Source organism: Novipirellula herctigrandis, assembly GCA_007859835.1.
Lineage (GTDB): Bacteria > Planctomycetota > Planctomycetia > Pirellulales > Pirellulaceae > Novipirellula_A > Novipirellula_A herctigrandis.
This window is the reverse complement of sequence record SJPJ01000001.1, coordinates 8248835-8264648: the sequence shown is the minus strand read 5'-3', so window position 1 is coordinate 8264648 and position 15814 is coordinate 8248835. Positions and strand designations below refer to the sequence as shown.

The 15814-nt window shown below is 55.9% G+C and carries 11 protein-coding genes; all 11 read right to left on the bottom strand.

Annotated elements, in window-relative coordinates; translation table 11 throughout:
• Position 1: 1 nt before the first annotated feature.
• The 11 genes from CA13_RS29885 to CA13_RS29835 all read right to left on the bottom strand — a co-directional run bounded on the left by CA13_RS29885 (position 2) and on the right by CA13_RS29835 (position 15783).
• Positions 2-1489: a sulfatase family protein gene (locus CA13_RS29885; protein WP_146402898.1), complete on the bottom strand. Its 1488-nt coding sequence runs from the start codon at positions 1487-1489 to the stop codon at positions 2-4.
• On the bottom strand, positions 1486-3021 hold the full coding sequence (locus tag CA13_RS29880) for an arylsulfatase (RefSeq protein WP_146402896.1): 1536 nt from the start codon (positions 3019-3021) through the stop codon (positions 1486-1488). Before CA13_RS29880 ends, CA13_RS29885 begins: the two co-directional genes overlap by 4 nt.
• 49 nt (positions 3022-3070) lie before the next feature.
• Positions 3071-4465, bottom strand: a complete 1395-nt coding sequence (locus tag CA13_RS29875; protein ID WP_419195009.1) for a hypothetical protein — start codon at positions 4463-4465, stop codon at positions 3071-3073.
• A gap of 61 nt (positions 4466-4526) precedes the next feature.
• Entirely contained in the window at positions 4527-5849 is a 1323-nt protein-coding gene (locus tag CA13_RS29870; RefSeq protein WP_146402895.1) for a sulfatase family protein, read from the bottom strand.
• 182 nt (positions 5850-6031) lie between these two features.
• Positions 6032-7066 carry a hypothetical protein gene (locus tag CA13_RS29865; RefSeq protein ID WP_419195008.1) on the bottom strand — a complete coding sequence of 345 codons (1035 nt, stop codon included), beginning with the start codon at positions 7064-7066 and terminating at the stop codon, positions 6032-6034.
• A gap of 170 nt (positions 7067-7236) precedes the next feature.
• Entirely contained in the window at positions 7237-9702 is a 2466-nt protein-coding gene (locus CA13_RS29860; protein ID WP_146402891.1) for a DUF1592 domain-containing protein, read from the bottom strand.
• Between the two features lie 41 nt (positions 9703-9743).
• Entirely contained in the window at positions 9744-10106 is a 363-nt protein-coding gene (locus CA13_RS29855) for a four helix bundle protein (RefSeq protein ID WP_146402889.1), read from the bottom strand.
• 51 nt (positions 10107-10157) lie between these two features.
• Positions 10158-11408, bottom strand: coding sequence for a DUF1552 domain-containing protein (locus tag CA13_RS29850; RefSeq protein WP_419195007.1), 1251 nt, complete (start codon positions 11406-11408; stop codon positions 10158-10160).
• Positions 11409-11418: 10 nt separating this feature from the next.
• Positions 11419-12816 carry a FecR domain-containing protein gene (locus tag CA13_RS29845; protein ID WP_146402885.1) on the bottom strand — a complete coding sequence of 466 codons (1398 nt, stop codon included), beginning with the start codon at positions 12814-12816 and terminating at the stop codon, positions 11419-11421.
• Positions 12813-13373, bottom strand: coding sequence for an RNA polymerase sigma factor (locus CA13_RS29840; RefSeq protein WP_146402883.1), 561 nt, complete (start codon positions 13371-13373; stop codon positions 12813-12815). The genes CA13_RS29845 and CA13_RS29840 overlap by 4 nt, the downstream gene beginning before the upstream one ends.
• A gap of 1018 nt (positions 13374-14391) precedes the next feature.
• On the bottom strand, positions 14392-15783 hold the full coding sequence (locus tag CA13_RS29835) for a hypothetical protein (protein ID WP_146402881.1): 1392 nt from the start codon (positions 15781-15783) through the stop codon (positions 14392-14394).
• Between the last annotated feature and the right edge of the window lie 31 nt (positions 15784-15814).

The window sequence follows — 15814 nt, the reverse complement described above, 5'->3', positions numbered from 1 at the left end:
CTCACTTCGTATTCTGCAGCGCATGCGTCGGTAGTGGCAGAAAATCGTGCTCGCGAATCATCCAGCTTTCAAGCTCTTCACGCAGAGTTTGTTCCATGTCGGCGACTGACTTCTTTCCCGCCAGATTGTTGAGTTCCAGCGGATCGTTTCGCAGATCGTACAACTCGACGACTGGCCGAGGGTTCTGAAAGTAGAGTCGCTGGTGCAATGGCGAGAGCTTATCAGCTGCGTTTGCCGACTGAATCGCCTTCCAAGCATCCTTGTTTGGCATGTCGACCGGCGTGTAGCTGCGGTTCGGCAGTGCGTTGTAGATGTAGCGGTAATGCGTCGACGTGATTGAACGCGAAAGGTCCAGACCATCGGTTCGGGTGATCGGTCCCCAGTGCCAGCCACGTTCGGCGAATACGTATCGCCGGTCTTCAGCCTTCTCGCCGAGAAGTTGCCGAAAAAGACTGACGCCCGTCATTTCCTTTAGCGGTTTCATTCCACATGCGGAGAGAATCGTCGGGCCAAGGTCTGTGCCACACACAAGCGCGGAAGAATTCGACCCCGGTTCGACTCGGCCCGGCCAGCGGATCATCAGCGGAACATGAGTGCCGCGATCCAGCAGAGTGCCTTTGCCTCGTAGCAGCGCTTCGCCGTTGTCGCCCATGAAGATAACGAGCGTGTTGTCTTCGATGCCGCGGGTCTTCAGAAGATGCATGATCAGTCCGAATCCATGATCCAGTTCGCGGACCGACGCAAGATACCTGGCGTAGTCGACGCGGACTTCAGGGAGATCGGGCCAGTCAGCCGGAAGTTTCAATTCGCTCGGATCGATACCGTCGTACTTCAGCGCGAACTTTCGATGCGGCTGATTAAAACCAAAGTAAAGGAAGAACGGTTTTTCGTCGGGCACTTTGTCCAGAGCCGCTGCAACGCGATCGGCGACACGCAACAAATTGTCACCCTTGGTCCCCGCAGATCGCACGAAATGATCAAACCGCTCGTCGAGACTCTGCATGCCGGCTTCCCGCAGCGCCCTGTCAATGTGCTCGGCTTCGCGGACACGGCCGTCGAGATGCTGATGGCGTCCGTCCAGTCCCACCCAGTAACCGTTTGCGCGAAGCACGTCTGTAAAAAAACGAACATCACCGCGTGGTGGCTGCGCGAATCGAGTGACGCCCAAGCCGACGGGAGATCGACACGCAAAAATCGAAATCCGTGACGGAGCACATTGCGGGGCGGACGTGTATGCCTGATCAAACCGCATTCCTTGCTCGGCGAACTTCCGAAGGTTCGGTGTAATCTTGAACCGCTTCGTGTTTTCGTCGTCGTAACAGCTGACATGCGGGACACTGTGATCATCCGAGAGAATGAGAAGGATGTTCGGTTTATCGGCCGCGTGGACAAAGGTGGTGAGAACAATTGTCACCAATCCAAGGAGCCCGATGTTCTGTAGAATCCGGAACGGCGGCATGCCGTAGCTGCCAGGTTTTTCCTGCATCATTTGTTCTCCGATTTCGTCTTCGCCTTGAACTCACTCCCGGTGCACTCCATCCACCAGGCGTTCCAGGCTTCGTCGAGGGCTCCCACCAATTCCGGCATCTCCCCCGCAAGATCGTTCAACTCGGTACGATCTTTTGCGAGATCGTAGAGTTCCCAGTCGCCGCCGTTGTGACGGACGAGTTTCATATCTCCCTTGCGAATGGCGTTACCGCCACCCCATTGCCAGTAGAGATTTCCTTCGCGCTGCAGTGGTTTGTTTTGGAACGCGTTGTTGATGTTGATTCCCTGACCAGTTGCCGGATTTTTCGCTCCAGCGAGAGCAGCCACCGTAGGCGGGATATCGACCAGGTGAACTGGCTCTCGACAGATTCGACCGGGCGACTCGATGCCTTCAGCCCAGTGCACGATCATGGGTGTGCAGACGCCGCCTTCGTGACTTTTGGTTTTAAAACGACGCAGGGGCGTGTTGCTGACACAGGCCCAGCCCTGGTGATAGGCTTCGTAACTATCCACCCCGCCGATCGGCACATCTTTCCGATAGTTCCCGACCCGATTGGCAGGATCGGTCGCGCAGGCACCGTTGTCGATGAGAAAGAAGATAATAGTGTTCTCCATGCGCCCCTGTCGATCGAGGAGATCAATGACCCGGCCAATATTTTCGTCCATCCGCTCGATCATTGCGGCGTAGACTTCCATCTGTCCGATTCGTCTCTCTTTAAGTTCCGCGGATAAAGATTCCCAAGGCTGATCATATTCGGGCGGCGAAAGGGGCGCGATCTTCGGGTTAATCAAACCCGTTTCAACCTGGCGCTGGTAGCGTGCGTTGCGAACAAAATCGTAACCGGCATCGTATCTGCCTCGACACGCTTCGATACTTTCTTCAGGTGCATGCAGTGGCCAGTGCGGCGCATTGTAGGCCAGGTAGAGAAAGAACGGCTTTTCATCGCCAGCGGTCTCTCCCAGCCACTCAATACTCTTGTCGGTGAAGACATCGGTGGCATACCAATCGGCACGATCCGGAACGAAAGGCTCGGTTATCTCATCTTCATCGAGAATCCACTGGTAGTGCTCAATCCTCGCCGGATCCGGAGCGCCTATCGCGGGGGCATTTCCCGGGTTCCAGCAATTGATCGCTCCACCGAGAAATCCATAGAAACGATCAAAACCGCGAGTTCGCGGATCGAAGGTGGCATGATGTTTGCCGGACCAGAGTGTGTGATAGTCAGCCGGCTGGAGAACCTCGCCGAGAGTCGTGGTATTCGTGAAATCACGATCCGTTTGCTGGAACCATGTCCCGGTCAGCAAGCTGGCGCGCGTAGGGAAACACTTTGCGGTATTGTAGGCTTGGGTGAAAAGGACACCGTCACGTGCGAGGCGGTCGAGATGGGGCGTCTTGATCTCCGAACCCATGCACCCCAGATCCGAGTAGCCCATGTCATCAGCGAGGATAATCAGGACGTTCGGCTGAGGTTCGGCGAAAACGTTTGCAGCAAAAAGCAGCGCAAAGGAAACGATCGAAAAAGTGTTCTTCATAGTTGAGTTTTGGTTTGCCAATTGGAGACGAGATCAGCAGCATCAGCGACTAGAGCTCTATCCGTGTGTATGGGCTGGAGATGTAAGTTCGGAGTTCTTTTTCGCGATACTTGATCGTCTTGCGGTGGTTGCTGAAGAGATCGATTCGTGACGCGTTGGGATCGATTTTGATCTCCACAGTCCACACTCCGCTGTCGGAGTCCTGAGCCATTTCTTTGGTGTTCTTGTCGGGTATCGGTTCCTTTAGGTATCGTGGACTTCCGTCGGCACCCCGATCGTTCATCCACCAGATGCGTCCCGATTCTTCACCGGAATCAGGCGCGAAACGGACGGTCACTTTTAGGGTGCTCTTGGTGAGGTTCGTCTCAATTGTCGGAGAGGTCAGAAGCGGCTGGCGAACATCGTCTGGGAAAAAATGACGAAGCAAAAATGCAGACTTGTTCTGCTGATCTTGCTCGATATTGGAGTGCCCTTTTTTTCCGTGACCACTGTTCGCTCCGAGATACAGGGGAATCGACGGATGATGCGCTCCGCCCCAAGCCATGTCGTACGCGACCATGTCATGTGTTCCAGGGTGAAACAGCATCTCGACTCCACGATCGCGAAGTCCTTGGAGATTTCGCGAAACGAATACCTGATCAGAAATGTCATTGGCAAAGGTCTGTAGATTTTCCCAAGTGTTGCCGGCATCTAGAACGCGTTGATTGAAGTTTGGACCGAAATGCCCCCCCGAAAAACCTCGTTGCTGACCTCCCTCTGCGAGATGCCGATCCCATGCCTCCCGATCACAGAGCCGGAGCGGCGAGTCCCAGATTGGTGAAACAGAAGCGTGGAGCGCGGTCATGCGGTCGTCGTGGATGATCGCCATCGAAGGAGAGGCTCCGTTTTTCGATGAGCCGGTTACGGCGACCTTGCCTTTGTCGAAGTGGTCCGTTTCGGCATAGGCCGTTGTGATCGCTCGCATCAGCGTTGCAGGCCAAGCCCAGTATTGGATTTTGTGATGGGGATCCAACGACTTCGCAAAGCGGGCTTCCGAGCGTCCTCCCAGCTCAGGCTTGCCATAAGATCCGGGCTCTTGAACCACGGTCATGACCAGTCCCACGCCACCCTGGAGCAATAGAAGATCAATGCCTCTGGGTCGTGTTTCTCGCTCCAATTTCGTGGGTGAATTTCCCCCAGTGAGATGAAAGCCACGAGCTTTACGATCTGCAGGAACTACCATCCGAACAGGCAGTCGATAATCCTGGCCCTGCCAGATTTCGCCGACGTTGATTGTGACCAGTTTCTGTCGCGTCATGACGGGACCTGGGACCGTTCGCCAATCTTGGACGACTTCAATCTCCAGTGTGGACGAGTCACGTATCGCATCCATGTCAAAAACGTCCGTAGCCTGAGCAGTGGCTGACAGGATCAGGAGTAGTCCGAGAAAACGAATGGAGTTCATTGGATGAGTTCTATTAAATGAGTAATTGACAATCTGCGATCCTAGTGCGGGCATTAAACTGCTAACGTTTATTCTGTTTCGCTGTCTGCTTTGTGCCGTTGGCATTCCGGCCGGCATCGGGATAGGAGTCCAGCGCCTGCTGAAGCTCTTTGCGTGCTGACTCACCAGCAGATCCAGCCTTGCCGATTGCGATCGGGCGTTTCTCGAGGACATCCTCAATCGTGTCAAACATTCCGCCGTTGTCGTACAGCTTGTAGCGTTCGTTTCGTGCGAACCTGACTTCAAAATGGCTGTATTTGTCGTTGTATTTTGCGGATGACGGTCGAGGAAAGTAGTAACAGTAAATCCACTCACGTTTGTGTCCTGCTTTGCCCTTGCACTGCGGCCAGAAACTCCAACCGTCTCCGTCGGTGATCTTTTTCGGAGGCAGTCCCGCCGCTTCGACCATCGTCGGGAACAGATCGGAAAAGCAAACAAGATCGTCGATCACTTTTCCGGCTGGCACAGTTCCCGGCCAGTTGACGATCAAAGGCACGTGAGTCCCGTAGTCGTGCGTGAAACCTTTCCCGCCTCGAATCTGACGCCCATTCAGTTCGGATGTCAGTACGGCATTGGTGCCGTTGTCACCGGTAAAGATAATCAGCGTGTTCTCACGCAGTCCGAGATCCTTCAACGTGTCTTCGAGCCGACCGACGTTCTTGTCGATGTACTGCACCATGTCGATGAAGTTCCGTTTCGCGTCCTTCGACTTCGGGTCGGCGCTGTCCGGAGTCACCGGAAACGGATTGTGAGGAAGAATCATCGGGAAGTAGGCGAGGAACGGCTTTTCGCGATTTGTCTTAATAAAGTCGATCAGAAAGTCAGTGGTGATGTCAGGGCCATAACTTTCGTCCGGCAGATCGAGCAGTTTCCCGTTCTGTACCAGCGACGGATTCCAGTATCGCTCTCGCCCGCCGCCAGGAATGTTCCATAGGCAGTGCGTGTCGAAGCCCGCTTCTTCCGGGGAGACCCCGCCTTTGGTTGTCAGTAACTGCCATTTGCCGGCCACGGCTGTCGCGTAGCCATGCTCTTTGAAGTAGTTACCGAAAGTCGGTTCGCCCCTCGGATAAACGCCAAAGTCGAAATAGTTAAACACGTTCGACTTGCCCGACATCAGGTTGACGCGACTTGGTGTACACAACGGTGTCGAGTGACAGTTTTCGAAGCGGATCCCGCTGGCTGCCAGCGCGTCGAGTCGCGGCGTTGAATACTCACGGCTCCCATAAGCGCTGAAGCATTCGAAGCCGACGTCATCGCAAAGAATCATGATGATGTTGGGCCTGTCGGCAGCCGAAAGCGGCAGAGTGACAAGGCAAAGAAAGAAGGCGGTCAGAAAACGAGTCATGTTTTTTATCCGGGGTTACGGCACTGCGAAAAGGCAAAGGACACTTAGCGATTCAGGCAAAGAATCCGGCAACAATACTTATCGCTGGCTGAAAATCAGCGGGAATTCCTTACCTTGGACATCAGGTTCCTTGCTCGACGGATTCGCCGGGGGACATCGATTCGTTATTTCGGGGCCAGGAGCTACGGCAGCCACGTAAGTCTCCCCCAGTCTTTATTGCGAGGTACGACTTCCAGCTCCTCTTCCCCGAATCTGGTTTCAATCATGACCTTGGGACCGCCCCTTTCTCGATCCGGAAAAGCCCTCGTAACGAATCCATCGGGGGACCACGTAGGATCATCACCCCGTCCGACTTTTCGCCGCTGTTTGCCATCGCTGCTGACAACCCAGACATTGAAAGTTGCTGAGATCTGCTGATCCCGCTTGGGGTTTTTGATTCCAGTAAACTGGCTCATGTGAATCATCTCCACGCCTTCCCAGTGGGCAATCCATTTTCCATCGGGTGACCAAATAGGAACTTTTTGCTCGATGGGCAGTTTGAGGTTCTCGTCCTGCTCTGTGGGCGGTGCCGATATAAGTTTGGCATCACTCCCGTCGAAATTGCTCACCCAAACTCGAAAGGTGCCACTACGGTTGGATACAAATGCGACCTTATTCCCATCGGAAGAGACCGAGGGCATCGCATTGCTGAACTTGATTTGCTCCGGATCAATGAATAGCCGGCGCGATTCACCCGTTTCTGTGTTCATCAGGTAGATCTGGCTATTGCTGGCGGGATCCTGTTTTTTTTGCCCGGGCTGAACCTTCATCCAGACGACATGGCGGGTCTCCGGAATCCAGGACGGCAGCAGGTTCATGCCCTTGCTGATGAGCGTTCGAGGGTTCTTGCCATCAATGTCCGAAAGCTGGAGCGACAGGCTATGATTCACGATTTCCGCATAGACCAGCTTCTTGCCGTCGGGCGAAACGGCAGGCATGCGGCAGCCATGCTCAGAATGAGTCAGCTGAACGCTACCCGTCCCGTCCTCCTTCATGCGGTAGAGTTGGAGGATATCGTTCTCATCGGTGTGACTGACAATGACATCACGCAGTGGCGCCGAAATCAACTCGGCTGAAGTCGACTCAACTGAAGTCGGCTCTCCCCGGAACCTGGCGCCCGACGAGTTGTCCTGCGCGCGCAGTGATGTTTCCCCGATCAAAAGGAACAATAGCGCCAAGAACGTGATCGTCCATTCGGTTGTTCTGTAAAGCATCATGAATAATCCACTATTCCTGCTCTTTTTTCCCGCTTGGATTCGGCTTGTTTTTTTTGAATGATCCTTCGGCCCATCACTGTCAGAATAACAAATGACTATTCTCAAATAACTAATGACAGGGGCCTCGTCGCTTAATTGTTCAGGAACGGCTTGCTCAGGACAACCAGACGGATAAGGTCGCGCAGGCCGCCTTCCTTGTTGTTGAGTTCAGCGAGAATCTCATCGACACTGGGGCGGTCACCGATCTCCAACTCGCGGCCGAGCGCGTAGGTCATCAGCTTCTCGGTGAGGCTGCGGGTGAACGACTCATGCCGCTCGATCAGCAGCGTGCGGAGCTGACGAATGTCGTCGAATTTCTTACCGCTGGGCAGCTGGCCGGACGCATCAACGGGCAGTTTCTTACCGTACTCGGTCCGCCAGGCGCCGATGGGGTCGAAATTCTCCAGGGCGAATCCCAGCGGGTCAATCTTGCGGTGGCACTCGGCGCACGTGGCGATGCTGCGGTGCTTAGCCAGCTCCTCACGCACAGTCAGGGCACCGCGGATGTCGGGCTCAATTTCCGGCACGTCATCCGGCGGAGGTGGCGGGGTGTACCCCATCACTTTCTCCAGGGCGTAGATGCCGCGCACCACCGGCGAGGTATCGACACCGTTGGCCGAGGCCGTTAGGAAGCTACCATGGGTCATCAGCCCACCGCGCACTGTACCCTCGGTCGAAACCTGGCGCAGTTGGTTGCCCTCGATCGCCGGCAGACCATAGTGCGCTGCCAGCTCTCGATTGACGAAGGTGTAGTCCGCATCGAGGAAGCGTTTGGGGGGCAGGTTTTGATCGAGGATGTGGCGGAACAACGTGGTCGTCTCCCCCGCCATCGCGGTTTCAAGGTTGTCGCGGTAATACACACGAAATTCACCTGACACCGGCATCTCGCCGATATTGTCCCAATCGAGCCAGCGCCGGACGAACTGATTGACGAACCGCTCGCTACGTGGATCTTTGAGCATACGATCGACCTCGGCGGCGAGTACGTTCGCATCGGACAGGCGTTCGGCTTTGGCATGTTGAAGCAAGACCACATCCGGCTGTGAAGACCAGAGGAAGTACGACAAACGCGACGCCAGATTGTAACCGTCGAGCGTGCCCTCCCCCTCCTGCATATAGATGAACGACGGTGAACAAAGAATCGTCTGGAACCCCAACTGCAGCGCGGCCAGCGGCTCCATGCCACCATCAAGCTTCCCCATCACCATCCGCTCGATCGGTTTCAGTTCACCGCTGTTCAACGGGCGACGGAAAGCGCCGGCGGCAAACGCACGCAGACGCTCGGTGATCGTGCTCCGGTTCAGGTCATCGGATTGCAGATCCCCATACATCAGCGTGTGACCGGCGGGCGGCCACTGGTCGATGTGCGGACCCTCGACCCGGATGTCGAAGATGCGGAGCTTCGGGCCGCGGTAAACCTTGAGCAGACCGTGGGATTTCTCCATCCCGCCTTTCATGTTGGCAAACGGGGCGATCTCTGGGTGCTCCGACGCCTTACTGCTGATGATACGCACCAGACGCTTGGTGGCGGTCGTGCCGTTGCGGAAGCGGACCTCCGGCTCGAAGCCCTGATCGATGTGGATGGTCCACTCGAACCACGCAGGCTCCTCGCTGGTCAGCTCGGCCAGGCCTTCCGAACGCTCAGTCGTGATGCTGCCGGTGCTCTCGACACTGCCCTCCCGATCGACCGTGGCCACCTCTAGTACCAGTGGGTCGCCGTTGCGGAAGTCGTCGAGAGCATTACCGTAGGGGTGGTCGCGATCAATCGCGGCGGCCTTCACACGGATGGTGTACATGCCGCTGTGAGCCACGCCACCGTACAAGGGCCGAAAACCGATGTGCCCGCCGCGGTAGTGCCGGCCATACATATCGGTGTAGGGCGTGTCGGGAATGAAGCGGAAGCGATCAACTTGGAACAGCTTGGGCAGATTCGCCTTGTTCTTGCCATCGAAGTAATACGGTGTCTGCTGGGCGTACTGCTTCGATTCCGGCCGGGGACCGAACTGCGTGGCACGTGTGACGGCTTTCTCGGCTGCACCGAGGTAATGATCCAGCAACATGCCCGACGTGACCAGCTCACGGCCGTTGTTGTCGAAACCCTGCACTTTCACATCCGGCGGGAAGTCCGCGGCCGGGTTCCACGCCTGCACATTCAGGGAAAGCAGATCACCGATCGTCTGCTGATACTCGAACCGGTTGAGCCGTCGCATGACGGTGTGGCGCCCGCCCGACGCCAGCTCGGTCCGTGCCGACGCAATCTGCCGTGTCAGATCGGCAATCGCTTTTGCCCGTTCTTCTGCCGTCGGCTGAGGCTCCCCTTCTGGTGGCATGCTTTGCAAATTGAGCTGATCAACGATTTCCTGGTAGCGTTCCAGGTCATCGAGTTCTTTGATCTGCATGGGCAGCGTGTCAAATCGGCGATCGGCTTTTTGTTTGGCGTTGCCGTGACATCGGATGCAGTGATTCTGCAGGAATGCGGAAGTTGGTTCGTCAGCTTGAGTTGTTGCCGCGAAGCAGACGGCAAAGACGAGGGCGAAGAAGGACGAGGGATTTGTCATTAGTTATTTTTCATTTGTCATCGGTTGGATGTTTGCTCTCGCTACTTCTGTTTGGCTGTCTTGACCGATGCGTTGAGGATTCGGCAGAGTTGCTGATTCTCATCAATTAGGTCTTCTAGCAGCTCAACTTTCATCAGGCCCGCTCGACAGATCATTCGTAACCACACGCTGCTTTCGTTCAGTTCTTTCAGCGCGATCTTTAGCTTGTGCACAAAGTCAGCATTGCTTTCCGCTCCGCGAGCTTCAGCGTAATTCGGGGCCGGTGACGTTCCCGAACGCAGAAGCTGGCCAGCAATATGCTTCCCTGCCGGCGACTTCGGCAACGCATCGGCAACCTTGATGATGCGCACTGCGAAGTCGATCAAACGCTCTTCAATTTCAGTTGCTTTGTCAGCTTTTGGCATCGTGTTTTCAATGACATATGAGAAATGACAAATAACTAATGACAAATCTCTTCAACCCACCTCCATGGGCGAGAAGGTGCCCGTGCTCTTACCAAATCGATCCGACTCGACGCCGAACCACTGCAGTGTCGACAGCCACAGGTTCGACAGCGGCACGCGTTTGTGGTCCTCGGCCGGACAGACCACGTGGCCCTGGTGGTTCATCCCACCGCCGGCGAGGATCACCGGCAAGTTACGGTTGCTGTGGCTCGAGCCGTTGCCCATCCCGCTGCCCCACACGACGGCGGTGTGGTCGAAGACCTGCGCCTCCTTCATCTTCCCCAGGAAGTAGCCAAACTGCGTCATCAGGTAGGCGTCGACAATCTGGAGCTGCCCGAGCCGCTCTTCGGATTTACTGTGGTGTGACAGGCCGTGGTAGCTGCCAACCTCCAGCTCGGCGGTGCGAAACCCCATCGGGATCTCAAATGTGGCCACGCGCGTCGAGTCGGTCTGCAGTGCCAGTGTCATCAGGTCGTAGAACAGCGGGATCTCTTCGAGGTGCATGCGCTCTTGGTCCGCGACCGGGTCGATCGCTGAGGCGGGCTTGGGCTTGTCGAGCCATGCTTGCGATATCTGCAACTGCTTCTCCACCTCCCGCACACTCGTCAGGTACTGGTCAAGCTTCTGGCGGTCGGCGGCACTGAGTTGACTCTCAAGTTCGCCGGCGGATTCACGCAGCGCATCAAGCACGCTAGCCCGGTGCGTCAGTCGGGTGCGCTGACTGCTAAGTGATACGGCATCGGACTGGACGAACAACGCCTCGAACAAACGCGCGGGGTTGTTGACCGGCGGGATGCGCACACCCGAACGGGTCCAGCACAGGTCCGTGCCGTTTTCCAGACCCGCTGTGATCGAGGGAAACCGCGTGGCGGCACCCACGTGCTCAGCGGCGACCTGATCGATGGTCATGTTCTTATCGGGGAACCCGCTCGCCTCGTCCTTGCCGATACCGGAGAGGAACGCCTTCACGCCCGTGTGCCCGCCAGTCATCCCGTCGTCAAGGTTGGAGAAGACGGTAAAGTCATCCCGGTGGGCGTCGATGTTCTTAAGCGTCCGGCTGGTCTTGTAGTTCTTGCCGGACGTCTCGGGGAAGAAGTTGCCGGGGTAGTACCCCAGGTGGTTCCCGATGCAGACGAGACGCCGCAGATTGGCATCCAGTTTTTCCTCTGCCCGGCTCAACCGGCTCTCCATCAACGGTAGAGCCAGAGCGATGCCGGTGCCCTGGAGGAATTTTCGGCGGTTCAGGTGTGACATTTCGTTCATAATCGCTAACTCACTGGTCATCAAAATTGTTATCGGAAGCAACGAGTACGCGGATCTGGTCCACGCCATTTTTAACATTCAAAGCAACGTGAAGGACACGACGATCAGCGCTCAACGTAATCACATCAGCATCGTTGATTCCCCGGCGAAAGATTTTGCGGAAGTCGGTTGCAGGCAGAGCCAGCTGCGCGTCGGAAGAATCCAACAGATCTTTTTGTAGGATCAGGGCGACGATCGGGCGATCAAAATGCAGTTCGCCCTGAAACTTCTGATTCATGGGCACATCGTCATCGTGGACCGGATTGTATTGTAGCAGGAAGCTGTCGACTCGAACGTCTTCCGTCAGCTCCACGGTGTGTTTTCGGAACGGACGACGGTAGGTGCCCGGCTCCATTGCATCGACCACGTAACCATGCTTCAGGAGGGCATCTTCGCGTTCGGGAAACAGCAGTAGCGAATCGCTGTCTCGGGCCAGTCCCGGTGAATGTCGCTCACCCGGTGATGCGACACGGACATCGCCGATGAGCTGCTCGACTCCGAAGGAAACCCGCCACGTGTCCAGGAACTGGTTGATTGCGTAAGGGATCTCGTGGGGCGATTTTTCAGTAGCCGTGAGTGCGACCGCCTGACCGCCAACGAGACGCCGATGGTCTTCGAGTTCGATCTCGCCTTCGAACACGGAGATCGCCGTGTCGCCCGTACTATTCACATCGACGCCGAACGATGTTCCCAAATCTGTTACTCGCTGGTGTGGAGTAACCAGAACGAATCCTTTGACCTCGCCTGGAACTCGCACCGTCGCCACGCCGTGATGAAGCTGCGCCGAATTTGGTCCAAGCAGCTTCAATTCCGCCGGTGCCTGAATCGCAAGTCTGGCGCCGGATTGAAAGTTGATTTTAATTCGCCCATCGACAAGCTTCAAAACCTGCCCGGATCGAAGTTGGTCGCCCGCTGAAAAATCTTGTACGTTGCGAGCATTCTGAACCGCCGCGACGACATCACCGTCATTGATGTCGGGTTGCCTCGGCAGAACGACAGACAACGCAACCGAAGCAGCCACAGCGACCGTTGCGATCCACCACGGCGCCCACTTGCGGAGTGGCGGATTCGATCGCTCGACATCAGGGGGCAACGTCTGAGTGCGGCTTTCGATGCGCTGACGCACGTTGCTCGCGATGTCGATCGCAACGTCGCCTCGTTGAAGGCTGTCTTTGACAGCCAGCGGAATACGATCGGACTCCATCACATGCAGTGCCGCCAACGTGTTGCCGACTCGCAGTTCATCGATAAACGCTGACACGCGTGACTCGTCCTCGTCGAACCACTCCATGAGTTCGCGGCACTCGGCCTCATTCAGTGCGTCGTCCTGAAAGTCTTCGAGTAATCTTTGCAGTCGTGCTTCGTTCATGTTGTCCCCTCCTCACCAAGACGACTCTCGATGCACGCGCGAAGAGCTCTGCGGGATCGGCTCAGCGTGCTGGTGACCCACGTCACGGTCCGATCGAGCGATTCTGCAATGCTCCGACACGACTGCCGCTCTTCGTAACGGAGCCGCACGGCCAAGGCCGCTTGAGACTGCAGAGTCTTTACGCACTCGCGCATTGCCGAAAGCAACTCCCGCTGACCATCGTCGCAGGCGCCGGCCATCTGCTCGCCCACACGAAGCCGAAGGGCGTAACTGAATTTATCCAGATTTCTGGATTCTCTCCGCTGACGTTCGAGTTCGGTCAGAATGAAGTGCTTGCAGATCACACACAGCCAGACTCCGAACTCACGTTCCGGTTGATACTCGTTCAACTGCTCATACGCCCGAATGAACGTCAGCTGAACGACTTCCTGCGCGGCATCTATATCGAGTAACCGATTAGCCGCGTACCCCAGCAGCATTCCCTGGTATTGCCGGACGACCGCTTCGTACGCGTCGAGGTCTCCACTGAGTATATTTTCAATCGTTTCCTGCTGCATTCGGCCATCTTCCGAGAATTGAGTCGTTTTCGAAAGTAGGGTCGAATCCGGAGATTGTCACAACCATTCTGAATTTTTCTTTCAGGATCCCCAAGGAAACTCGGCGACACTTGCCATATGTCGTGCGGGTTTGCAATCCTACCGATGCACAGATTCAGGAACCGACTTGAGCCCGTTAAGCACTTGCGTGACTCTTGCCCTGCTCACACCGAGAAAGCGAGCTAATTCTGCCATCGTTTCGACCTGACCGGAATCGAGCAAAGCATGGTAGTGGTCGCATGCGATCGCGCTTCAGCTTCGCGGACTCCGATTCTGCCCGAATTTGGTCCGAAATGGAGTTCCATTTGAACATTTCGATGTGAGGCAATCGCCGTAACCTCCTGGTACGAAAGGCACCTAGCTCGACGAATCCCCGGTTCGGATCGAGACCGCCTCTGGGAGCCCTCCGTCGTAACTTTCCCGGTTAACCGTCATGCCACTTCCAGTGTTGACTGGGCAATTTGGGCTGGCCAGCCGTCGAATTCAGAGCCAAAAAGTTCTAACCGTGTCTGGTTGCCCCGACTTGATTTCAAAACAGCTCGTCGCGTTGATTCGCGGCGAGCTGTTTTTCGTTTGTTGCCAACGCTTTGCGTTCTATTGAAGTTCTGTCTGTGTAGTTCAAACAGTCATTCGATCTCGGACCGTTCATTTGGTCGTCTGCGATATCTTGTTGCTGCGTAAAGAGATGGTGAGTTCAAATCCTGTCGCCACTCTCGTTTCGATTACGAATGGCGATGGCACGCGAAAACATCCCCAGGCCGCGCACGTGACCGTGGCGACGGCCATTCATGAATGGAGCATGGAGTATGACTCGGGGAGCTTTCATACGAACATCAGGACCGTCACCCTCAGTGGTGGCGGTCCCGTTTCGCGTTGACGGTAGGGGACTGACGCCATGCAATCCGAGTTACCGTCGTCCCAACATCCGATCCAAGAGCAGAAAAGCCAAGGCCCCTCTTAGAAAGAAAGCTCTTTGTCGTCATCTCTTTTTTTCGACGTCTTTTGGCTTGTCCTTTGGGGGATACTTCCAAGCCGCCAGCGCCTCGGCCACTTCATCGAGCCATTGCGTCTCAGGTTCGTACTCGGGCGACTTGCCCATGGTCGGGCAAATGCCGCCGCCCCCGGAGTGTTCATTCCATGAATACATGATCACAGTCTGCGCCTCGCAGTCCTCGGGGTGGCTTGCCACGAAATCAAGAACGGCTTCGACTCGGGCCTCAAGGTCGCCTTCCCTGGGCCACTGGCAGTGATGCAATTCTTCTATGGCTTGTCCCTTGCGATCGAAGGCGTGGGGCCACCGATAATGCATGCTGGGGCAGGGAGGAAGAAACGGGAGACCACGGTTCAGATACTCTTGCTCGCAGGTCTTGAGGATTTCCTCGGTGGCCGATGCATAGGTTGGCGCTTCGTCTCTTTTGGCAACCGCTCCCCCGTAGGCTCCCTCGTAGTCCATGAATGCATCGTAGCCCTCCTCCTTCAGTGTTTCGGCATGCATGAAACTATCTCTCGGCTCCATGCAACCAACGATGTAAGGGGGCTTCAGGCCCGCGGCGTCCACCCGCGTCCTGATATACTCCACGAATCCGGCGCCGGTCATATGCTCTTTGCCCTGGGCGACCTGTAGGGCCGCTCGGAATCTTTCGGGATGGTAAACGACGATTAAGGGGCGACCGTCCATCACTGTCTGCCAGTTCGGCATCGTGATGTACTCAATCGTCTCATCCATCATGGTGGCCACTTTGCTTCGTGTGTAGCGAATGGCTCGGTGCGCATACAAAGCCCAAGTGAAGTTTAGTTTTTTGGCTTCTGGTATCTTGCTGGAGAGGTGGCAATCGAAATTGTTCCTGAGCTCCCAGCCGTTAGCGTAAAGCTTGCGTGCCGGTCCGTGATAAACGAAGAAATCAATTCCGGCATTGCAGGCATAGCGGAGTTCCTGGTCCATGGTCTCCTGCAGCAGTTGCTGGCTGAAGGGATGGTTGAACCACAGGGGACCGGCATTGGCGGGATGCTCGATCCAGTCGACGTCCTTTATCAGCCGACAAAAGAAAGACGCCCGGTCATGCCATTGGGAGTCTTTTAGGAAGCCCTGTTTTCCTGGCAGATAACCGAGTTCCTGTTGTTGTGTGGCTCCCTTGCCGGAGAACATATCCCAGCGTTGTACGCCGAGAAGCGGTCTGCCCCGTTTGCCACTCGTGGTGATTTCACTGTCTGCTTCGTAAGTCTTCGTTTCCGCCGACTTGGGGAATCTTTTGATGACTTGGCCCGTCTGCTTCTCGCTGAGCTTCGACTCCTGAGCTGTCGCCACTTGAGTGACTGCCAAAGGGACACCAGCGGCGAACACCACTAGTACCAACATCAAGGTCTTACGCATTATCATTTCCCTATTTAGGGTTTCGAGCCAA